Here is a 22,607-nt window from a genome sequence, read left to right on the forward strand (position 1 = left end):
CTTGACATAAATCCATGTTATCAAGGGGAAACAAAGCGGGCTATGTTGTTTTCTTAACGCAGCCTTACATTTTTGTAAGAAATGAAAATCGAACTGATGTCCCTTCACCGGGAGACGAGCTGATGTCCACCGTATGATTGAGCTTATCTGTAATTTCTTTGACGAGATGGAGGCCGATTCCCGTAGATTCTTGGAAACGCCGCCCGTTTTCACCGGTGTAATAAGGGTCAAACACCCGCTTGATGTCTTGCGAGGGAATCCCGACACCGTAATCTTTGACTTCAAGCACCGTCCTGTCTTCATCGCGGAAGACATTCAGCTCAAGTCTGTCACTCTTGCCCGCTGAGTACTTGACCGCATTTGTGACCACTTGGCCGATCGCAAATTTGAGCCATTTGGCATCGGTGTAAATCTGATGATCATCGCAAACGTTCATTTTCGGATAAACGCGATATTGAATAAAAAATCGTTTATAGCTTTGAATGACTGATTGGAGAAGCTCGGACAGGGAAACCGCTTCGATTTTAAAATCCCGTTCAAACAGGTCGAGCCTTGAAGAATAAAGAAGCGTCTCCAGCCCGAATTCAATCTGCCGGACTTCTTTTTTGATTTGTTCAAAAACGGGCTCATCCTCTTCTTGAATGATTAAATTAATGACCGACAGCGGCGTCTTTACTTGGTGCACCCATTGATTCATATACGTCACCCGCGCGTCAAGCTTGGCTTCGGTCTCATGGAGCTTCTGGTGCTGCAGCCGGATCAGCTCCATCTGCTTTTCATACAGCTCTGAACAGAACACTGAAGAACCGAGATACGGGATATCCGTCCCTTCCTGCCCCGAGCTGAGCCAATGATACACGCCGCGGTCTTTGTACCAGCGATAGGCAAGATAGCCCGCCAAAATAAGAAGCTGCACGCCCAATATGTAAAACAAGTGAGAAAAAGAATGAAGACCCGCAAACCAGTAATAAAAGAAGACAAACAGCCCTTGAAGGAGAAAAAGCAGAATCAGCACTGCATGAGACCGGAGAAACAGCTTCATGACTGCGCCCTCAGCTGGTAGCCTTCGCCCCGCACCGCTTCAATAGAAACAGGCGCATTCAGCTCCCGCAGTTTTTTTCTGAGCCGCGTGATATACACGTTAAGTGTATTATCATCGATGAATATGTCGGTGTCCCACGTCTTTTCCATGAGACGGTCCCGACTCGTCACCTTTTCTCCCCGCTCAAGCAGCACTTCCAAAAGCTTGCTTTCTTTTTTAGAAAGCTCACTTTTTTCATCCTGAAAACGCAGTTCAAACCGTTCCACAAAGAGCTGAACGCCGGCATATTCAACCACTTTCTCTCCCTGCTTTGCGGCGTACTCCCCGTACGCCCTCCGGATCTGGCTTTTGATTTTCGCAAGCACAATATCATAAGAAAACGGTTTTTCGATATAATCGTCTCCCCCATTTTCAATCGCCATCACCTGATCCATTTCCCCGCTTCTGGCAGAAATAAAGATGATCGGGCTTGTGGAGTGCTGGCGGATCTGCCGGCACCAATAATATCCGTCATATGCCGGCAAATTGATATCAAGCAGCACCACATCGGGCTTTTCCCGCAAAAAGACATCAAGAACAGCTGTAAAATCCGCGGCGACCACTGTTTGATATCCGTATTTTTCAAGGTAATTCTGCAATAGTCCGCGAATGTCTTCACTGTCTTCCACAATCATGATTTTATTCAAACTGAACCACTCCCGTTTCTTACACTGCTGCCATCATCATAATCGTTTTGGGCGTATGGACGCAACACCGCACAAAAAAACCGCCATCTCGGCGGTTTCTGGTCTCTTTAGCCGACCTGCTGCTTAGCTGCTTTACCGGCTGATCCGAACTCTCTCATTTTGCTTCGCACTGTCTCTTCCACGGCTTCAATGCCGGGTGTCAAATAGCCGCGCGGTTCGTACAGATCGCTGTTTTCCTGAAACATGCGGCGTGTTTCGTCTGTCCACGCTACCATACATTCCGTATTGATATTGATCTTCGCGTGGCCGAGCGTGATGGCTTTTTTGATCTGATCCTGCGGAATCCCGGATGCCCCGTGAAGAACGAGGGGAATATCAGTCATGCGGGAGATAGCCTCCATTTCCTTAAATCCGAGATTCGGCTCACCCTGATATTTGCCGTGTACAGAGCCGAGGGCGGCGGCCAGCGCGTCGATATTGGTTTCTTTAACGATCCGCTCACATTCCGTGATATCCGCATAGCGGACCCCGCCGACCAGTCCGTCTTCCATTCCGCCGACCGTGCCGACTTCGGCTTCTACTGACACGCCGTGTTTTGCGGCATAATCGGTGACTTCTTTTGTCATCGCGATATTCTCGTCAATCGGCTGATGGGAGCCGTCAATCATCACTGAGCTGAATCCGGCATCAATGGCCTGTCTGCAGCGTTCCGCACTGCTGCCGTGATCGAGATGAAGCACGACCGGAACGGTAATCGCCATGTCCTCTATTAACGCGCCGACCATGGCGGCAATCGTTTTAAATCCGCCTAAATAGTCGACCAGGCGATCGGAAGCCGCGGCGATGACCGGTGATTGCTCCTTTTGCGCCGCCTGCAAAATCGCCTTCGTCCATTGCAGGCCGTTGATATTAAACTGGCCAATTGCATATTGCTCCCGCTTTGCATCTTCAAGAAGCTCTTTCATCGATACAAAAGCCATATTCACCCCTCCTTTATCCATTACATGCTGAAGTATTTTGATACGACATCCACTGTTGTTTTTTTCGCTGTTTGAATGGCTTCCTCAGCAGTCAGCTTATAGTATTCAGGCCGGAAGAGCTCAACCGAAACAACATCAGAGAAGCCGATTTCCTTCAGTGCTGATAAGTGGGCATCTAAGTCAATTGCCCCTTGTCCCGGCCATACACGATCCTCATCTGTTAAAAAGCCGATTGGGAAATCTTCTGTATCATCAATATGATAGATGAAGATTTTCTTTCCGTCCGCCTGCTTTAAGCTCTCAATATTTGAACCCATTGCATGGAAGTGAAAACTGTCAAGGACAAGCCCGACATTGTCACGGTTAACTGTGTTTACAATCTCATACGCCTGTTCAAACGTATTGACCGTACATTGCGGATGGCCGACAAACTCAAGCGCGATTTTTACGCCGTACGGCTCCGCGATATCTGACAGCTCAGTCAGCACGTCTACACTGCTCTTTTTGATCTCTTCTTTTACAATCTTCTGCTCTGTCACAAGCGGAACGGCCACCACATATTTCACACCGAGGGTTTTGCATGTTTCCATCATGCCTTTAAATTCAGTGATGATCTCGTTGTGGCCCTTTTCATCACGGTTGTTGAAGAAAACGAGTGCGTTTAAGGCAAGCGGTTTGATGTGGTGGGTTTGAAAATATTCCGCAAGGTCATCCAATGAATGATCTTTTAAGTACTCCGGCAGCTTATCCATTGTGCGGATTTCAATATAATCATAGCCGTGCTTTTCGCATAGTTCTAAATCCTGTTTAAGGTTTGAGTTTTCCAATGTTGTCGCTTCATTAAAACAAAGTTTCATGCCAGACTCCCCCATCTGCGTTTTAGATATGAAGGGAGTTCGGCAGGAAGGCTGTCGCCATATCCCGCCGAACTCCATGCTCAGCTTATGCCAGACCTAATTCTTCTTTCATTTTCTTAAGCATAAATCGGCTTGATTCATCCGCTCTTTCATCGACCCAAGCAAATACGGCATTCGTCGCAATTCCGTCGAACTTCATCTCTCTCAGTTTTCTGAAAATCGTATCAAAATCAACCTCGCCTTGACCAATGTCCAAATGCTGGTGAACCGTTACTTTCGCGTCAGGCGGATTGACGATATAGCGAAGGCCATGAGCCGCTTTATGATTATAGGTATCTGCAAATAAAACATGTGTGAGGCGGTCGCCGGCTTCGTCAAACATGGTCTCGATGTCGCCTTTGCCGTCATCATAGAAGAACGTATGCGCAGTCGAGTAGACAAGATTGATCCAATCCTTGTCAAGCGCGCGGATCATATCCATCGCACCTTTGTGCGTTTCGATAAAATCGTATGGGTGGGCTTGAAGATTAAGTTTAATACCTTCTTTTTCAAAGACTGGCAGAAGCTCATCCATGGATTTGATAAATTTTTCTTCACTTGTTAAAGGATCATATTTTGAACCGCTGAATTCGCTGTTCATCAAATCCACTTCAAGTTCAACCGCAATTTCGATTGCCCGTTTCCAATTGCGCACTGCTGCCTGGCGGCGGTCTTCATCAGGACCCGCCCAGTGGTAAAGAGGAAGAAGCGATGAAAGCTTAACACCTGTATCTCTTAAAAGGCGCTTTAATTGTTTGATCTTTGCTGAATCGACTTTCGGATATTTATAAAACGGGCAAAAATCCTCGCGCGGAGACAATTCGATATATTCATAGCCGAGCTCTGCCGTTTTATAGACCGTTTCCTCTAAAGTTAAATCATCACGATACATGGATGGATCCAATGCTAACTTCATATTTTCACTCCTCTGTTTTTTAGTTTTGAACTGTTGTAAAAGATTGATAGAATTCCGGTTTTTCCTTCAATTCAACCTTTTCTTTTTGTCCAGATTCCTGGGCTTTTACACACGCGTCAGTCGTGACAGCAGCAATATAGCCGTCCCATGCCGTCGGTCCGCTGACCTCGCCTTTCTTTTGAATCGAATCAATAAAGTCTTGGATTTCCACATCGTACGCAGCGACAAAGCGTCTCTGCCAATCCATCAAAATATCTGTGCTGAATTTGCCTTCTTTTCTCAAGCTGATGCTTGATGGTTCAGGAAGCTTGATGATGCCGTCTTCTCCGACGATTTCACATTGAATGTCATAGCCGTATTTACAGTTCACATAGATTTCAGCATTGATGACGATACCGCCTTTTGTTTCAATCACGACGATTTGCGGATCTTTTAAATGCGGCAGCGCGTTTTTCGATTTTTTCGGGTAGATGACTTGAACGGACTCGTAGTCATCGTTGACGAGCCAGTGCAGTACATCAATTTCATGAACGAGCGTGTCGACTACGGCCATATCGGTTGTGTAGTTATCTCCTACAGTCGGGTTGCGGTGCGCGCAGTGAATCATAAGCGGTTCGCCAATCACATGGTTATCGAGTGCTTCCTTCAGCTGTACGTAACCGCTATCATAACGGCGCATGAAGCCGACTTGAACAAGGCGTTTGCCCACTTTGATTTCTTCTTCGACGATTCGCATGCATCCTTCAGCCGTTGTCGCGAGCGGTTTTTCACAGAACACATATTTCTGGGCTTTAATGGCTTTCAGCACGCTTGACTCATGCGCAGGCCCCCAGCTTGTCACTAAAACAGCGTCTACATTTTCGTCTGCAAGCAAGCTGTCATCATTCGGATAAACCGTCGCGTTTAATTGGTATTGCTCAACGACCTTTTGTGCAGCTTCTTGATTAACATCCGTTACGGCTACGATTTCCGCGCCTGACAGCTTGTTCGTGATGCGGTTAATATGTTCTTTTCCGATTGCTCCAGTTCCAATTACGCCAATACGTAAACTCATTGACAGCCACTCCTTCTGTTGGTTACATGATTTTGCTTTCTGTTCCTTGCTTTACTTGGCTCTGAGGAGACCCGTAGAGTTCCTCTTGAATTTGTTCAAGCGACTTGCCAGACGTATTCGGCGCAAAGAGCAGCCCGATGATCATACTGGCCGTCACACATCCGAGAAGAATTGCAGCCATCGTTCCAATGCCGAAATTGGTGATAATCATTGGGACAAACAGACTCCAAATCCCTATTGAAATACGGACAAGGAAAAACATCAGTCCTTGTGCGGAAGCACGATATTGCGTAGGAAAGATTTCACTAGCCCATAACTGATAGTTCGCTTGCTGCCCTGCTCCGTTATTGATGCCGATCACGACAATAAACAGGAGCAGAATCGGCAGGCCTTCAACTGGCAGCAGAAACAGTGTCCACCCGATCACCGCCATGAAAGCGGCGATTCCAAATACGGTTTTTCTATATTTGTCGGCAAAGGGCATGAAGATCAAGGCGACCCCCAATCCTGTGAAGATAAACAGCCCCATTTGCAAAAGGTTGGCCATGTTGGCAGATACACCGCCGACCTGCTGATAAATGTATGGCATAAAGAAGCCCATGACCCCGGCGGCTAAGTTCCAAACCAAGTACACACCCATCAAAAACAATATGCTTTTGAGATACATAGGCTTGAGCAAATCAAAATACGATGTCTTATTCAGTACAGCCGGCTTCTCTGCCTGAGCATCCTCCGGCTGATTTTTTGTCTGCCAGGCGTCTGATTCCGGAAGCCTGATTCTCAGGATGTACGTAATCAGCGCAATCACAAGCAGATGGGCAAATACGATTTTATTCCCCAAGAGTCCCAAGTCACCGGCCAGTACGGAGAGGAGCAGTACAACGACAGCGCCCGCGGCCCAAGCGACTTGTGCTACGCCGCAATGCCTGGCCCGATTCTTCTTTGGCGCATTTTCCGCAATAATGGTCCATGACGCGGTTATGTCAGCTCCTACTGATAAACCGATAATGATGTAACCGCTTAACAACATGGGGAAATTAACCCCGAACAAAACCAAACAAATCCCTAGTGCATAAACCAGCATACTATTGGTATAAACAGCCTTCCGTCCGACTTTATCAGCCAGAAACCCGCCAAGCAGCGCGCCGACAGCGGCAGAAATCGCATTTGCGCTCAGCGCGCCGAGCAGCCCGATTTGTGTATCGGATAGCTTAAGGTAACTGACCCATAATGATAAACCGGCGGAGCCTGCCACAATTGAACCGGCATCAATATAGTTGGCCAATGCTGCCGCGATTGTCCGTTTATTGAAGGCTGAATCTCCATTGGTATTGCCCATATGTTCATTCCCCATTAAGCCAGATCCAACAACTGCTGATCAATATAGTTTCTCGCAATCAATGCATACTCCAGCGGGTTTGCAACATCGGGGTCCTGTTCAGCTTCAATGACAATCCATCCGGAATAACTGTGCTTCAACAGCAGCTGATATACTTCTCTAAAGTCAATGCAGCCGTCACCGGGAACCGTAAACATGCCTTTTAAAAATGATTGCCGGAACGATTGTCCTTCGAGCCTGCATTGTTCCATGACATTCAGGCGGGCATCCTTAAAGTGCACATGCTTAATGCGGCCGATATGCTTCTCAAGCATCCCCATGTAATCGCCGTCAGAAATATACGCATGGCCTGTATCATAGAGGAGGTGTACATGCGCAGGGTCAGTTCCTGCCATCAGGCGGTCCACTTCTTCCGCTGTTTGGACACCAGTGCCGAGATGATGATGATAGACAAGCTTCAAGCCATGCTGAGCGGCAATTTCGCCAAGGTGATTCAGCCCTTCGCAAAGCCGCTCCCATTCATCATCCGTAAAGTGCGGCTTCTCTGTGAACACGTTTTTCTCCAAGCTTTGCACGCTGTACGTTTGTTCAGAGACAACTGCGACATCCGCGTTTACTTGCTGCAAATACTCACAATGCAGGGTAAATGTCTTTGCCGCTTCACCAAGTCCGTCACGCAAAATAAAACTGCTGAACCATTTTCCTGCAATGCGTAAGTTCCGAAGCTTCAGCTCTTTGTTCAGGATGGCAGGTTCGGGGAAAAAGCCCCCGACCTCTGTGCCTTGAAAACGTGCGACAACGATATCACTTAACAAATGCTGGAGTGTATTTCCCGCTCCAATTTCAGGCATGTCATCATTCCGCCACCCAATGGGAGCGATTCCCCACAGGATTTCATTTTTGCCCATCTATGATGCCTCCCCTCTAATACTGCTTCGCAGATTCCAGCTTTTTCTCTTTTGCTTCGTATGCTTTCTGAACGCTTTCTTGTTCAGATACCTCTGCCACTCCGACATGCCACCAGCTGTCATAGCCGTCCGTCATTGTTTTTGGCAGCACCTTCATTTCAATTAATGTTGATACATCCTGTTTCTTCGCATCCTCTAACGCCGCTTTTAATTCTTCTACTGTGTTTGCACGGTAGGTTTTCGCGCCGTATCCCTCAGCGACTTTCGCGTAATCGACATTCAGGATTTGGTTGTCATCTGTGCGGAACTCGCAATAGTAGCTGCCGCTGCCGTGATCCATTTGCAGGTTGTTGATGCATCCGAATCCTGAGTTGTCAAAGAGCAGCACATTGATTTTCTTGTTGTACTGAATCGCCGTGATCAGTTCAGAATGAAGCATCAGGAAGCTGCCATCTCCGACGATTGAATACACTTCTCTGTCAGGGTGGGCCAGTTTAAGACCGAGTGTCCCGGACACTTCATAGCCCATGCAAGAATACCCATACTCCAGGTGATACGTATTCGGAACATTAGAATGCCACAAACGCTGCAAATCTCCTGGGAGTGAGCCGGCTGAACAGATGATGACGCTGTCTTCAGGAATCGTCTCGTTGATTGTCAGCAATGCCGTTGTTTGCGGAAGCTCCGTATTCAACGCGTCAGCATATTCATTCAGGACCTCTTGAGAGAAATGATGTTTGATTTCCGGATCAAATGCTTCCCGCTTAAACGTCACTTTGCTGAGACGCTCGCGTTCAGCTAGCCATTCGTCCTTCAGCTCCCGGATCGTTGTGCCGAACTCGCTCTCATAGCCTTCAAGCAAGCCATGCAGTTTGCCAAGCGTCACTTTCGCATCCGCCACCACTTGGAATGCATCAAGTTTATACGCCTGCATTCGGCTGACGTTAATGTTCAAAAACTTCGCTTTATCAAAATCAAAAGCGGTCTTAGAGGATGTCGCAAAATCTGTATACCTTGTGCCGATGCCGATAATCAAATCAGCTTGGCGGGCCGCTTTGTTTGCCGCAAGTGTACCTGTGATGCCCATTCCGCCAAGGTTGTTCGCAAAATCAGCCTCAACAGTAGACTTTCCTGCCTGCGTTTCAACTAACGGAATGTTATAGGCTTCAGAAATAGCAACCAATTCATCGCGCGCACCGGAATATTTTGCGCCTCCGCCGACGAGAATCACAGGTTTTTTGCTGGATTTAATCAGCCCCGCCGCTCCTTGAAGCTCGCGCTCGCTCGGCTGCATGCGATCAATATAGTGAACCCGTTTGACGAAGAAACTTTCATCAAAATCGTATGCTTCCCCTTCAACATCCTGAGAAATACAAATCGTTGCCGGACCTGCTTTTGCCGGATCAGTCATGACTTCAAACGCGCGCAGCAAACTGCTCATCAGCTGCTCAGGGCGCGTAATGCGGTCCCAGTATCTCGATACAGGCTTCAATGCATCGTTTGTCGTAATCGCCGCACTGTATTCTTGCTCCATTTGCTGCAGTACAGGGTCTGGCTGTCTTGTCGCAAATGTGTCTGCCGGAATCAAGAGAACTGGGATATTATTTGCCAATGCAGTGCCGGCTGCCGCCACCAAGTTAGCCGCTCCAGGTCCGACGGATGTAGACACCGCATATATTTTTCTTCTCAGCATTTGCTTGCTGTACGCCATGGCCGCATGCGCCATTCCTTGTTCATTTTTCCCTTGATAGACTTTCAAATGGCCTGCATCCTGCTCAAGCGCCTGCCCGATCCCTAATACGTTTCCATGACCGAAAATCGTGAAGATCCCTTCGACAAAAGGCTCTTCCTTTCCATCTACATGGATGTACTGCTGGTTTAAGAATTTAATCAGCGCCTGTGCTGTTGTTAAGCGAATTTTCTTGCCCACAAACGATCCCACCTTTACTCGATCTTTTTCAATTATGACTGTGCTTCAATAAGCTGTACGATTTCATCAGCAGTCGGCATCGCTTCTGACGAACTGTGCTTGCTCACCACAATGGAAGCTGAAGCACTGCCGTATTTCAATGCCGTTTCGATGTCTTTTCCGGTGACAAGGCCATAGATAAAGGCTGACGCATAGGAGTCACCGGCTCCAAAAGTTTTCAGCACTTTTGTCTTGTACGCTTGAGCGCGGAATACCTCGCCGGATTTGCTGTATGCGTAAGAGCCTTCGACGCCGTGTTTGATGACAACGAGGTCGGCTGAATGGCCAAATAAATGATTGACGGATTCTTCATTGCTTCCGCCTGTGCGGTTTTCCATCACATCAAATTCATCGCGTGTGCCGATGACGATGTCAGACTGCTCGGCAACCAAAGAATAATAAACGGCTGTTTCATCTGATGACTGCCACGAATACGGGCGGTAATCCAGTTCGAATACCACTTTGACCTGATGCTTCTTCGCGTATTGAACAGCTTTTAATACCGCTTCCCGTGACGGGCTTTTGGCGAGCGCTGTCCCGGAAACAAGCAGCATTTTCGCATTTGCGATGTAGTCCTCGCTTACATCTGAAGGCGCAAGATAAAGATCCGCCACATCATCGCGATACATTAAAATGCTGCATTCTTCAGGGCTGAGGATTTCTGTAAATGCAAGGCCTGCTTTGTGTCCATCTTGATCAACAACCATCTGTGTTGTATCAACGCCGGTCTTTCTCATATAGGACTCTATGAATCTTCCATGCTGGTCATCCGGAATTTTGCCGATGAAGCCCGCTTTTAAGCCAAGCTTCGCGCTGCCGATCGCGATATTCGCAGGTGAACCGCCGACGTATTTGGAAAATGTCATCGTCTCTTCCATTGGGCGGTTGTATTCGACTGCGTTCAGGTCAATACATGCCCGGCCGATGGCAACAATATCAAAAGCCTTCTCTTCATTGAATGTATACTTCATCGTAAACAGCCACTCCTCACTTGTTAGCGTTCTAAAATCCACTCATGCGCCGGGTCGTTATGAAACTTCCATTTTCGCGTCGGCCCTGCCATGACATTTAAATAGTAGGATGTGTATCCGTCCGGAACGCCTACCGGGTGGTATCCCGCAGGAACGATGACAACGTTTTCATTTTCCACAGTCATTGTCTCGTCAATAGAACGGTCATCTGTGTATACGCGCTGAAACACAAAGCCCTGTCCCGGGTCTAACTCATGGTAGTACGTTTCTTCTAAGAAAGATTCTTCCGGCAAGTTGTCTTGGTCATGTTTGTGAGGCGGGTAGCTGGACCAGTTGCCGCTGTCTGTATAGACTTCAACTACTAATAGACTGTTAGCTGAAGGGTCTGAATCCGGAAGAATGTTATGAACAGTACGTTTGTTTGAAAATTGCCCGCGATGCTCAATTCCGTTGTCTTCCGCTTTGATCAGCTTTGTCGGAAGCTGTTTTTCCGATGGAGAATAGCAAAGCGCCACTCTTGCGTCGCTGACCGCTGTAATCTCAAATGCACGGTCATTTGACATATAGACGCTGTCTGTCGGTTTTCGTTCAAATACGCTTTCACGCGTACCGATATTCTCAAAAGTCGACTCATGGTCCGTCACTGTAATTTTTCCCGTTACCGCCACAATACAGATTTCTTGTTTATTCAATTCTTCGGCATAGCTGGAACCGGAAGCTAGATCTAACACCTTAAACTCTACATAATTGAGATCAGAGTTGGATTTCGTTACTTCGTGCACCAGTTTGACCCCATTAGACACTTCATGCGACTGCGGCTTACGCAACAAATAACTCATAGAGAAGCCCTCCTCTTTCTATTGGCAGAATGAGTCCGAACAGCGCACATGGACGCCGTTCGGCTGTTCGTCGTTTAGTTGAAATCAGGTGCCGGATATCTTGCCGTCACCACTTTTTTACGTGTATAGAAGTCGACGCTGTCTTTTCCGTTCGCATGCAGCGTTCCAAAGAATGAAGATTTCCAGCCTGAGAATGGGAAGAACGCCATTGGAGCCGGCACACCAAGGTTGATGCCTAGCATTCCCGCATCAATGTTTTCACGGAAGTAGCGGATTGCGTTTGAGTTGGATGTGAACAAGCAGGCGCCGTTCGCAAACTCAGACTTATTGGCGATTTCAATCGCTTCTTTCAGGTTTTTCACACGGATGACAGATAAGACCGGAGCGAAAATTTCATCTTTCCAGATCGTCATTTCTGTTGTGACATTGTCAAAGATCGTCGGGCCGACAAAGTAGCCGTCGTCAGACACATTTTCACGTCCGTCACATACGAGTCTGGCACCTTCTTCAAGACCTTTTTCGATATAGCTGAGCGTGCGCTTCTTGTTGTCTTCGCGAATCACCGGTCCTAAGAACACGCCGTCATCAAGGCCGTTACCGATTTTAATGTCCGCCACTTTTTCCTGCAGCTTCGCCATAAATTCATCGGCGATTCCTTCTTCAACTGTCACAACCGCACAAGCCATGCAGCGTTCACCGGCAGAACCGAAGGCAGCTCCGACGATGTTTGTGACCGTGTCTTCAAGATTCGCATCGTTCAAGACAATCGTATGGTTTTTCGCACCAGTCAGAGATTGAACGCGTTTTAAGTTTTCGCTTCCTTTTTTGTAGACGTATTCGCCTACTGGCTTGGAGCCTACAAATGAAATTGCTTTAATTTCGGGATGCTCAAGGATGCCGTTCACAACGTCATGCGCACCGTATACGACGTTGAATACCCCTTTCGGAAGGCCCGCTTTTTCAAAAAGCTCAACCAATTTCTCTGTTAACAGCGGAGTCCGCTCAGATGGTTTTAAAATAAATGTGTTGCCGAGCGCGATCGCCATCGGGAACATCCAGCAAGGAACCATCATCGGGAAGTTGAATGGTGCGATTCCGCCGACAACTCCGATTGGGTAACGGTAGTTCGCCGCTTCAACGTCCGTTGCGATGGAGGCAAGCGAGTCTCCCATCATCAGGGAAGGTGCTCCAGCGGCGAACTCTACGTTTTCAATCCCGCGTCCCACTTCACCTAAAGCTTCTTTTGTGTTTTTTCCGTTTTCAATGGTAATCAGATGAGCCAGTTCTTCTTTATGCTGGGACAGCAGCTGCTGGAAGTTAAATAGAATTCTGGCGCGGCGAGGAACCGCCACCTTTGACCATGTTTTAAATGCTTCAGCCGCTGTTTGCGCTGCGTAATCAATGTCCTCTTTTGTAGAAATCGGCACTTGGCATAGCACTTCTTTCGTCGCCGGATTGACGACATCTTCATATTGATCTGTTTTGCTTTCAACCCATTCACCGTTGATGTAGTTTTTTAATTTTCTGATTTCTGCCATTCTTATTGCCTCCTTCATTAGTAAACACATACACTTGTATGGATGGTTCCGGATAGATTCATATCAATATCCACTTTTCAGCAAGCCAAGAATTAAACGCTTTCAAAAAAACCAAAAAAATAAATGACGGATGCATATTTACATACAAGCAACCATTTCATGCACAACAGGTTACTTTTTGGTCATTTCTTGGTTATATTTTAATCGCATAATACCCATAAGTCAATCATAAACACTACATTTTTTCATTATTTTTATTATATTAATCTTTTAATCAAGTAAGAGAGGTAAGAGAAGGCCGTAGAATCTTGCAAAAGATATACACCGATGTTATCATTTTTTAAGCAACTATTGATTAACTTTTGGTTTTTATTATATATTTATGTTACGTAAAGATTCAAGAAGGAGTTTTTAATATGAAACTGATGCGGATTCAGGAAATGGAGGAGTACATTTTATCGCATGGCACTGTTTCCTTAGATGAGCTGTGCCAGGTGTTCAATGTCTCCAAAAACACAGTCAGACGTGATATCAACAAGCTTACAGAAAAGGGTGCGATTGAAAAAGTATACGGCGGCGTAACATCTATTGAAAAAACCGCATTAGTTCCTTTTGAAAATCGCACCATTCAGCACCAGGATGAAAAAACTAAAATCGCCCATTATGCTTCCCGATTTATTGAAGATCACGATTTAGTCTTCATTGATTCAGGAACGACGACAAAGTCTATTCTTGATACGCTTGATCCAGCCAAAAATGTCACCATCTTAACCAACAGTTTAGACATTATCAATGCGGCGTCAGCTTTGAAGAATATCAACTTAATCATTATCGGAAACAACTATAAGAGAAAAACCCGCTCCTTTGTCGGCATGGACGACCCGGCTATGCTTGATAAGTACAATATCAACAAAGCCTTTATGTCCGCTACCGGAACGACGCTGACTCACGGATTGACCAATTCGGATCTGCTGGAGTATGAAATTAAAAAGAGGATTTCAGAAAAAGCAAAAGAAGTGTATCTATTGGCTGACCATTCTAAATTCGGAAAATCAACGCTTCTGACGTATGCACCGTTTGACAGGCTGCATTGCATTGTGACCTCTCAGCCATTAGACGACGAGTACACGCAGTACTGCAATGAGCATCAAATCGGCATTCATCTGGCCTAACGTTTACAATAGTGTTGAGAGTCTATCATCCATTTTATTCTAGGAGGCAGATCATGAAAAAAGCGAAGCTCGGAAAATCAGACTTGCAGGTATTCCCTATCGGATTAGGAACAAATGCTGTCGGAGGACATAACCTCTATCCGAACCTAAATGAAGAAACCGGAAAAGAATTGGTGCGCGAGGCGATCCGTAATGGCGTTACAATGTTAGACACCGCTTATATTTACGGGATCGGCCGTTCCGAAGAATTAATTGGTGAAGTGCTGCGTGAATTCAACCGTGAAGATGTTGTCATCGCGACAAAAGCCGCTCACAGAAAACAAGGCAATGACTTTGTCTTTGATAATTCACCAGAATTTCTTAAAAAATCAGTTGATGAAAGCCTGAAGCGCTTGAATACCGATTATATCGATTTGTTCTACATTCACTTCCCTGACGAACATACGCCTAAGGATGAAGCCGTTAACGCGCTGAATGAGATGAAGAAAGCCGGAAAAATCCGCTCCATCGGTGTATCCAACTTCTCTTTAGAGCAATTGAAAGAAGCAAACAAAGACGGTTTGGTAGATGTATTGCAAGGCGAATACAACCTGTTAAACCGTGAAGCGGAAAAAACATTCTTCCCGTATACGAAGGAGCATAATATTTCATTTATCCCTTACTTCCCGCTCGTATCAGGTTTATTGGCAGGAAAGTATACAGAAGATACAACGTTCCCAGAAGGCGACCTGCGAAACGAACAGGAACACTTCAAGGGCGAGCGTTTCAAAGAAAATATCAGAAAGGTCAACAAGCTTGCGCCGATTGCCGAAAAACACAACGTGGATATCCCTCACATCGTATTGGCCTGGTATTTAGCAAGACCGGAAATTGATATTTTAATCCCGGGAGCAAAACGTGCCGATCAGCTGATTGATAACATCAAAACAGCCGACGTGACGCTTTCTCAAGAGGATATTTCATTTATTGATAAGCTGTTCGCATAAGAAGAAAGCAGCCTTCTCCATTGGAGAAGGCTGTTTTTTTGTGCGATAAATTCCTAGAAGCAAAATCTTACAAAAAGAGCCATACATCCGATAAAATAAAGGTAGTTGAATCTCAGAAAGAAAGTGATGAAAAAGCAAAAGCATGCAATGTTAATCTCACCTAGAAATATAGACTCATATCAATCAAAAAAGCTGATCCAACTTCTTTGATTCGCAACTCAGAATAGCGGGCCGTTTCGGCGGTCTATGGAGGAAACAGAATGAAACTTAAATATGTAAAAGCCTTAGTCGCAGTAATTGTTGCTTTAGGTGTACTGCTGCCATCAACGATTTCTCATGCAAAGAGCTTTAGCGGCCGCTCATCATCTAGTTACAGCAGCCGAAGTTCAAGCTCGTCATACAGCGGAAGCTATAAATCAAGCCCGAAATCAAGCTACAGCTCAGGATCAAGCTCTTCTAGCAAGAAATCCAAGACGTCTGACGATTCATCATCATCGATTTCGCTTAAAAAGAAGCCTTCGGAAAAGGCAAGCTCATCAAGCTCTAAAAAATCGTCAGGGACCTTTTCCGGCGCTACATCAAAAGTAACCGGAAAGACATACAGCGGAAAAACGTCTAAAGCTTATGTTGGCGGACGTTATGTTTCAGTCAATCATTACTATCACGCAGGTTTCGCGCCATCAGGATGGTTTGGATATTATAGCGGATTTACAATGGGTATGTTCATGATCAGCATGATGCACCCATGGGGTTACACCTATCATCCAGTCGGAGGCCCAGGCTATGTTTCGTATGGCGCTTCACCCATTGCCTGGATCGTTGATATCATTGCTTTGATCATTATTTTAATCATTGTCATCGCGTTGATTCGCGCATTTAAAGCACCGAAGACGTACAGAAGGAGATTTTAGGCAATGAGATTAATATTAAATGAGCAAGAAATTGTAGACGGAATTTGCGTGTATATTTCCAATGAAGAAGATATCTACCCTGAAGACGTTGAAGTAAAAGAACTATCGTACAACAAGCGTACAGGGTTCTTCGCTGAAGCCACATTTGGCCTGCACCACAAGCAGCTTATGTCAGATGACATTTCAGAAGGCATTATTCAGTTCTTAGAGGAATACCACAACTTCAATCCGGACGTTACCGTCGTTGAATTGCAATTTGATAAGAAAAAAGGCTTCTCCGCCTTGGTTTTCGTCAACGAAGCAGAAGAATAAAAATGTCTTAATCAAAACCTTACTCCGCGCGGGTAAGGTTTTTTTAATGGTTTCTCTGAGCATAAAGTTATTTCGTTTTTCCTAAACTCAGCGGATCTGTGATCATCTCTTTTGGCTTTAATGTTTCCGTTTTTTCAAAACAAATGTTTCAAATGAGATAGGAAATGGGTACTAATCTATTAACTTTGTTACATATTTTTAGTTACTCATTGGCTCAACAACTGAGGAGGAGACATTTGTGAAGAAAGACACAAGGAAATATATGATCTACTTTTTCGGCGCTTTAGGGGGACTGCTTTACGGTTACGATACAGGCGTTATCTCCGGGGCACTCCTGTTTATCAATAACGATATTCCTTTAACGACATTGACAGAAGGATTGGTTGTCAGCATGCTGCTCCTTGGCGCGATTTTCGGTTCGGCCTTGAGCGGCACATGCTCAGACCGCTGGGGCAGGAGAAAGGTTGTATTTGTCCTTTCCATCATTTTCATTATCGGAGCGCTCGCTTGCGCATTTTCTCAAACAATCGGCATGCTGATTGCATCTAGGGTGATTCTCGGATTGGCCGTCGGCGGTTCAACGGCGCTTGTGCCCGTATATCTTTCAGAAATGGCACCGACAAAAATTCGCGGGACACTCGGCACAATGAACAACTTAATGATTGTCACCGGGATTTTGCTCGCCTATATCGTTAACTACCTGTTCACACCGTTTGAAGCGTGGCGCTGGATGGTCGGTCTGGCCGCAGTGCCTGCCGTGCTTCTATTAATCGGCATCGCGTTCATGCCGGAATCGCCAAGATGGCTCGTGAAGCGCGGCCGTGAAGAAGAAGCGAGACGCATCATGAACATCACTCATGACCCCAAAGACATCGAAATGGAATTGGCAGAGATGAAGCAAGGAGAAGCGGAGAAAAAAGAAACGACACTTGGCGTGCTGAAAGCCAAATGGATTCGCCCCATGCTTCTGATTGGCGTCGGCCTTGCCATTTTCCAGCAGGCGGTCGGCATTAACACGGTCATCTACTACGCGCCAACCATTTTTACGAAGGCCGGTCTTGGCACATCAGCTTCGGCGCTCGGCACAATGGGAATCGGCATCCTCAACGTCATCATGTGTATCACTGCCATGATCTTAATTGACCGTGTCGGCCGCAAAAAACTTCTGATCTGGGGAAGTATCGGCATCACACTGAGCCTTGCTGCTTTATCAGGCGTGCTCCTAACGCTCGGACTTTCCGCATCAACAGGGTGGATGACAGTAGTCTTTCTAGGTGTCTATATCGTCTTTTACCAGGCGACATGGGGTCCGGTAGTGTGGGTGCTCATGCCTGAGCTCTTCCCATCCAAAGCACGCGGAGCCGCGACAGGGTTCACGACTTTGGTGTTATCGGCGGCTAACCTGATCGTTTCGCTTGTCTTCCCGCTGATGCTAAGCGCAATGGGCATCGCATGGGTCTTTATGGTTTTCTCAGTCATTTGTCTTCTCTCATTTTTCTTCGCTTTCTACATGGTGCCGGAAACCAAAGGGCGAAGCTTGGAGGAAATTGAAGCAAGCCTGAAAAACCGGTTTAAAAAGAAGAAAAGCACCCAAAACCAAATGCTGAATGAGCGTACATTATAAAAAAAGGAATCGTCTCCTTATGGGACGATTCCTTTTTCTGTTTACACCATGACCTTGCAAATATTGTTCGTAAATTCCACAGGGTCCTGAATCGGCAGGCCTTCGATGAGAAGCGCCTGATTGTACAGAAGGTTTGTGTACAGGCTCAGCTTCTCTTTATCTTGTTCAAACGCGTCCTGCAGCGTTTGGAATACCTCGTGATTCGGGTTGATTTCCAGCACTTTTTCCGCCTTCACATTTTGGCTGTCAGGCATCGCGTTTAAGATTTTTTCCATCTCAATTGTCACTTCGCCGTCAGCAGCAAGGCAGACTGGATGTGATTTAAGCCGTTTTGAGATTCTGACGTTTTTCACTTTGTCTGACAGAATGTTTTTCATTTCCTCAAACAGATCCTTATACTTGTTTTCCTCTTCCTCGGACTGCTTTTGATCCTCATCCGTGTCTATGCCAAGGTCTCCGCTTGATACGGACTTGAATTCTTTTTCCTGATAAGAAGCCAGCATTTTAATTGCAAACTCATCGATGTCCTCAGTAAAGTAGAGGATTTCATAGCCTTTGTCCGCCACCATTTCCGTTTGCGGCAGTTTCTCAATGCGGTCGTAAGAATCACCGGTCGCATAATAAATGTATTTCTGCTCCTCTGGCATTCTGGAAACATACTCGTCTAAGCTGACCAGTTTTTTCTCTTTTGAAGAGTAGAATAATAGGAGATCCTTCAATTGATCCTTATTCGCGCCAAAATCATTGTACACGCCGAATTTCAGCTGTCTGCCGAACGACTTATAGAACGTCTCGTATTTCTCTCGGTCTTTTTTCAACAGGCTTTGCAGCTCGCTTTTGATTTTCTTGCTGATGTTTTTCGCGATCAGCTTCAGCTGGCGGTCATGCTGCAGCATTTCTCTGGAAATATTCAGCGACAGATCTTCAGAATCGACCATACCCTTCACAAAGCTGAAGTGGTCCGGTAGCAGGTCTGCGCACTTATTCATGATCAGCACGCCATTGGAATACAGCTCCAAGCCTTTCTCATATTCCTTGGAATAGTAGTCGAACGGCATGTTTTCAGGGACGAATAGAATCGCGTTGTAGCGAACGGCTCCATCCACACTGATATGAACGTGTGTGAGCGGTTTATCAAACCCGTAATGCTTTTCAGCATAGAATTTTTCATAATCCTCATCTGTCAGCTCGCTTTTGTTTTTTCTCCAGATCGGCACCATGCTGTTGACCGTCTGCTCTTCCTGCACCTCTTCAAATTCATTTTCGCTTCCTTCCTTCGGCTTATTAATGGTTGTATCCATTTTGATCGGGTAGCGAATGAAGTCGGAGTACTTCTTGATGATCGCTTTTAAACGATATTCCTCTAAAAACTCGTCATAGCTGTCATCTTCTGTGTTCTCTTTGATTTTCAGGATAATGTCTGTACCGACAGAATCCTTTTCACACGGTTCAATTGTATAGCCGTCTGCACCCGCAGACTCCCATTTATAAGCTTCTTCGCTGCCAAGCGCTTTACTGATGACTGTCACGACATCGGCAACCATAAATGCCGCGTAAAAACCGACACCGAACTGCCCGATAATGTCATGTCCGTCTTTCAGCTCGTTTTCCTTTTTAAACGCGAGGGAACCGCTTTTTGCAATTGTTCCAAGATGCTGTTCAAGCTCATCCTTTGTCATTCCGCTCCCCGTATCAGAGATGGTTAATGTTCTCGCATCTTTGTCAGCTGCGACCTTTATGTAGTAACTGTCTTTATCAAACGTAAGCGCATCGTCCGTAAGCGCTTTGTAATAGATTTTGTCAATCGCATCACTCGAATTGGAGATTAACTCGCGCAGGAAAATTTCTTTTTGGGTATAAATGGAGTTAATCATCATATCCAGCAAGCGTTTAGACTCTGCTTTAAACTCTTTTTTCGCCACTCTTGATCGCTCCTTTACCATTATGTAAACCCTTTTCAGCATCTATTTATCACATAAGATGACAATTGTCAATTAGATTGATAGATGCATATATATGTAAATTTAACATTAGTTGGATTTATTTTCACTCTTTTTCTCACTCATTCTCATAAAAAAGAGAGGCTTCATCATCCTCTCTTTTTTTCTGTGTCATTCCAGCGGCCAAACTCCCGCTTCATCCATATATGCACCGGGTAGAAAAACAAACCGAACGGTATCAAAAACAATAGATTATGCCATGAAGCATTCAGAAATGCGCTTGCAGTCACCGGAAACGTAATCTCTTGCAATAAAAAAGAGATGACAGTCAGCACAACAAATGCAGATGGAATGGTAATGAAGCAATAAAACTTGAGCTCCTTCTTATGCTGTACCTTCAAACATACAAACCTCCCAACAATTTCTAATTCATCTTAACATATGCTGGCCTTTCTTTTCTCGCATGTTTATCACTGCACATAGCGGGAAGACAAATAGAAAAAGGAGGTCTCGTATCATGGGAAGACTTGAAAACAAAACAGCAGTGATCACAGGCGCCGCGACAGGCATTGGGCAAGCGACGGCAGAGGTTTTTGCCAATGAAGGCGCGCGTGTGATCATCGGAGATATCAATAAAGATCAAATGGAGGAAACAGTTGACGCAATCAGAAAAAACGGAGGACAGGCAGAATCCTTTCACCTCGTTGTGTCAGATGAAAACAGTGTGAAAGCATTTGCTGATCAAATCAAGGATGCATGCGGAACGATTGATATTCTGTTTAATAATGCCGGCGTTGATCAGGAAGGCGGAAAGGTGCACGAATATCCGGTTGACCTGTTTGACCGCATTATCGCCGTAGACCTGCGCGGCACGTTCCTTTGCAGCAAATATCTGATTCCGCTCATGCTCGAAAAAGGAGGCTCCATCATCAATACCTCCTCCATGTCAGGCCGGGCCGCGGACCTTGACCGCTCCGGCTACAACGCAGCAAAAGGCGGCATCACCAACCTGACAAAGGCAATGGCAATCGACTACGCACGAAACGGCATCCGCGTCAATTCCATTTCACCGGGTACGATCGAAACCCCGCTGATTGACAAATTAGCAGGCACCAAAGAACAAGAAATGGGTGAAAAATTCCGCGAAGCCAACAAATGGGTCACGCCGCTCGGCCGTCTCGGCCAGCCGAAGGAAATGGCGACAGTGGCCCTGTTCCTCGCGTCAGACGACAGCTCATACGTCACAGGAGAGGACATCACCGCAGACGGCGGCATCATGGCATACACATGGCCAGGGAAGATGCTGATTGATGAGAAATGGAAGGAAGAAACGAAATAAGAGAGGGGATGTCCCTCTCTTTTTGTCTTTCAAAGCAATACAACCTTATACTTTTTTACATCCAAAAACTGCAAAAATTCCCTCGCCAGCACTTCAGGCGGATGCGCCTTTCCTTCATCCAGCCGATACAAAAGCAACCCAATAATCATTGCGGATACATAATGGGCATAAAGCTTTTTCTCTGCGTGAATATCAGTTTGCTGATGCAGATAAAACGATTCCAGCGCTTTGAACATATCAGGTATCACATGAGGAACACCCCATTCCCGATTGAGAAAATGGACAATGGGCATCTTTGACAAAGCAGAAAGCAGACTGGCGAGCGCCTTCTCCGCTTCCTTTAAGGAAAATTCATTCGGGCTGGAGGCAATCGTCAGGTGATCAATGATCTCCGCACATGATCGCTGTATCATGGTTCGGAGCAATTCCTCCTTATTGGCATAGTGATCATAAAAGGTTGCACGGCGGATATTGCTTTTCCGGGTAATATCCGAAATTGTGATGGCTGCGTAGTCTTTTTTCTCCGCCAGCACGTCCAGAAATGCCTTCTGGAGCGCCTCTCTCGTTCGAACCACACGCCTGTCGATTTGCTTGTCCTTCTCTCGCTCTCCTGGCACAGCTTGTCCAAACAGCCAATAAAATCTCTTTTGAGAAACAAGCTCCCATACCTTTTGGCTGATAGCTTCCGGAGTCGCGGCCGCATCCTCATTCAGCCAATACAGGATAATCGCGTACGTGTACAAGGCCCGGTAATGTCCGTAAATTTCCCGTTCGATCGGCGTCAAATTCACATGGACCGGAGTCAGCAGCACATCCTGCTGAAACACATCCCTAAAAAAACGATGGAAATGCCCTCTGTTCATCATCACAGAAAAAAAGGATCGATGCTCATGAACAAAGGACAGCGTCGGATGCACCGTTTGCCGTTTTTTGTTCAAATGAAGGGTATCCATATGACTGAAGGCGTCAAAAAGCGCTTTGCCCAGTCCTTCCTTCATGTCTTCGATCACATCCTCAATGATTGAAAACTTATCCTCATAATAAAGGTAGAGCGATCCGCGGCTCACTTTGGCCTTCTCAGCGATTTCTTTCATTGTGATGTGTTGAATATCTCTTTCTTTCAATAAAGCCAGCAGCGCCTCTTTCACTTGAGCTTCGGCAGATTCCGGCACAAAAGACACCTCC

Annotated in this window: 21 protein-coding genes; 6 read left to right on the plus strand and 15 right to left on the minus strand. The window is 46.0% G+C overall.

Going from position 1 to position 22,607, the window contains the following annotated elements:
* Positions 1–64: 64 nt before the first annotated feature.
* From yxdK to iolA, 12 genes are all read right to left on the minus strand, one after another.
* On the minus strand, positions 65–1,042 hold the full coding sequence (gene yxdK / locus MKX38_RS20270; RefSeq protein WP_015385109.1) for a two-component system sensor histidine kinase YxdK: 978 nt from the start codon (positions 1,040–1,042) through the stop codon (positions 65–67).
* Positions 1,039–1,728, minus strand: coding sequence for a two-component system response regulator YxdJ (gene yxdJ / locus MKX38_RS20275; RefSeq protein WP_003243527.1), 690 nt, complete (start codon positions 1,726–1,728; stop codon positions 1,039–1,041). Before yxdJ ends, yxdK begins: the two co-directional genes overlap by 4 nt.
* A gap of 107 nt (positions 1,729–1,835) precedes the next feature.
* Positions 1,836–2,708 (minus strand): 6-phospho-5-dehydro-2-deoxy-D-gluconate aldolase, encoded by an 873-nt coding sequence (iolJ, locus tag MKX38_RS20280; protein WP_003242766.1) that lies wholly within the window; start codon positions 2,706–2,708, stop codon positions 1,836–1,838.
* Positions 2,709–2,728: 20 nt separating this feature from the next.
* Complete coding sequence (gene iolI / locus MKX38_RS20285; RefSeq protein WP_032730291.1) at positions 2,729–3,565, minus strand: 2-keto-myo-inositol isomerase; 837 nt, start codon at positions 3,563–3,565, stop codon at positions 2,729–2,731.
* Positions 3,566–3,650: 85 nt separating this feature from the next.
* Positions 3,651–4,520 carry a sugar phosphate isomerase/epimerase gene (locus MKX38_RS20290; RefSeq protein ID WP_015250852.1) on the minus strand — a complete coding sequence of 290 codons (870 nt, stop codon included), beginning with the start codon at positions 4,518–4,520 and terminating at the stop codon, positions 3,651–3,653.
* 19 nt (positions 4,521–4,539) lie between these two features.
* Complete coding sequence (iolG, locus tag MKX38_RS20295; protein WP_014481414.1) at positions 4,540–5,574, minus strand: bifunctional inositol 2-dehydrogenase/D-chiro-inositol 1-dehydrogenase; 1,035 nt, start codon at positions 5,572–5,574, stop codon at positions 4,540–4,542.
* Between the two features lie 22 nt (positions 5,575–5,596).
* Complete coding sequence (gene iolF / locus MKX38_RS20300) at positions 5,597–6,913, minus strand: myo-inositol transporter IolF (RefSeq protein ID WP_032725035.1); 1,317 nt, start codon at positions 6,911–6,913, stop codon at positions 5,597–5,599.
* A gap of 14 nt (positions 6,914–6,927) precedes the next feature.
* Positions 6,928–7,821, minus strand: coding sequence for a myo-inosose-2 dehydratase (iolE, locus tag MKX38_RS20305; RefSeq protein WP_003227062.1), 894 nt, complete (start codon positions 7,819–7,821; stop codon positions 6,928–6,930).
* A 16-nt stretch (positions 7,822–7,837) separates the two neighbouring features.
* Positions 7,838–9,751 (minus strand): 3D-(3,5/4)-trihydroxycyclohexane-1,2-dione acylhydrolase (decyclizing), encoded by a 1,914-nt coding sequence (iolD, locus tag MKX38_RS20310; RefSeq protein WP_339188182.1) that lies wholly within the window; start codon positions 9,749–9,751, stop codon positions 7,838–7,840.
* Between the two features lie 32 nt (positions 9,752–9,783).
* Positions 9,784–10,761, minus strand: a complete 978-nt coding sequence (iolC, locus tag MKX38_RS20315) for a 5-dehydro-2-deoxygluconokinase (protein WP_339188185.1) — start codon at positions 10,759–10,761, stop codon at positions 9,784–9,786.
* A gap of 23 nt (positions 10,762–10,784) precedes the next feature.
* Positions 10,785–11,600, minus strand: a complete 816-nt coding sequence (iolB, locus tag MKX38_RS20320) for a 5-deoxy-glucuronate isomerase (protein ID WP_339188187.1) — start codon at positions 11,598–11,600, stop codon at positions 10,785–10,787.
* A 74-nt stretch (positions 11,601–11,674) separates the two neighbouring features.
* The gene (gene iolA, locus MKX38_RS20325) at positions 11,675–13,138 is read right to left on the minus strand and encodes a methylmalonate-semialdehyde dehydrogenase (protein WP_003243682.1); all 1,464 of its coding nucleotides are present in this window, start codon (positions 13,136–13,138) and stop codon (positions 11,675–11,677) included.
* A 416-nt stretch (positions 13,139–13,554) separates the two neighbouring features.
* On the opposite strand from iolA, the gene iolR reads away from it, so the two are divergent.
* The 5 genes from iolR to MKX38_RS20350 all read left to right on the plus strand — a co-directional run bounded on the left by iolR (position 13,555) and on the right by MKX38_RS20350 (position 18,143).
* On the plus strand, positions 13,555–14,310 hold the full coding sequence (gene iolR / locus MKX38_RS20330; RefSeq protein WP_003227050.1) for a myo-inositol utilization transcriptional regulator IolR: 756 nt from the start codon (positions 13,555–13,557) through the stop codon (positions 14,308–14,310).
* Positions 14,311–14,363: 53 nt separating this feature from the next.
* A complete protein-coding gene (locus MKX38_RS20335; RefSeq protein WP_003227049.1) occupies positions 14,364–15,296 on the plus strand; it encodes an aldo/keto reductase in 933 nt (310 codons plus the stop codon).
* 260 nt (positions 15,297–15,556) lie between these two features.
* Complete coding sequence (locus MKX38_RS20340) at positions 15,557–16,207, plus strand: hypothetical protein (RefSeq protein ID WP_024572429.1); 651 nt, start codon at positions 15,557–15,559, stop codon at positions 16,205–16,207.
* 3 nt (positions 16,208–16,210) lie between these two features.
* Positions 16,211–16,519 carry a YxcD family protein gene (locus tag MKX38_RS20345; RefSeq protein ID WP_003227046.1) on the plus strand — a complete coding sequence of 103 codons (309 nt, stop codon included), beginning with the start codon at positions 16,211–16,213 and terminating at the stop codon, positions 16,517–16,519.
* A gap of 238 nt (positions 16,520–16,757) precedes the next feature.
* Positions 16,758–18,143, plus strand: a complete 1,386-nt coding sequence (locus tag MKX38_RS20350; RefSeq protein ID WP_339188189.1) for a sugar porter family MFS transporter — start codon at positions 16,758–16,760, stop codon at positions 18,141–18,143.
* Between the two features lie 41 nt (positions 18,144–18,184).
* Here the strand turns inward: MKX38_RS20350 and htpG are convergent, their stop codons facing one another.
* Positions 18,185–20,065 carry a molecular chaperone HtpG gene (htpG, locus tag MKX38_RS20355; protein ID WP_339188191.1) on the minus strand — a complete coding sequence of 627 codons (1,881 nt, stop codon included), beginning with the start codon at positions 20,063–20,065 and terminating at the stop codon, positions 18,185–18,187.
* Positions 20,066–20,232: 167 nt separating this feature from the next.
* The gene (locus tag MKX38_RS20360; RefSeq protein ID WP_014481429.1) at positions 20,233–20,484 is read right to left on the minus strand and encodes a hypothetical protein; all 252 of its coding nucleotides are present in this window, start codon (positions 20,482–20,484) and stop codon (positions 20,233–20,235) included.
* Positions 20,485–20,600: 116 nt separating this feature from the next.
* Here MKX38_RS20360 and MKX38_RS20365 point away from each other — a divergent pair, with 116 nt between their 5' ends.
* Positions 20,601–21,422: an SDR family oxidoreductase gene (locus tag MKX38_RS20365; protein ID WP_339188193.1), complete on the plus strand. Its 822-nt coding sequence runs from the start codon at positions 20,601–20,603 to the stop codon at positions 21,420–21,422.
* A 29-nt stretch (positions 21,423–21,451) separates the two neighbouring features.
* Here MKX38_RS20365 and MKX38_RS20370 read toward each other — a convergent pair whose 3' ends face one another.
* Positions 21,452–22,594, minus strand: coding sequence for a TetR/AcrR family transcriptional regulator (locus MKX38_RS20370; RefSeq protein WP_167560797.1), 1,143 nt, complete (start codon positions 22,592–22,594; stop codon positions 21,452–21,454).
* Positions 22,595–22,607 lie beyond the last annotated feature (13 nt).

The organism is Bacillus sp. FSL M8-0025 (assembly GCF_037975475.1).
GTDB lineage: Bacteria > Bacillota > Bacilli > Bacillales > Bacillaceae > Bacillus > Bacillus subtilis.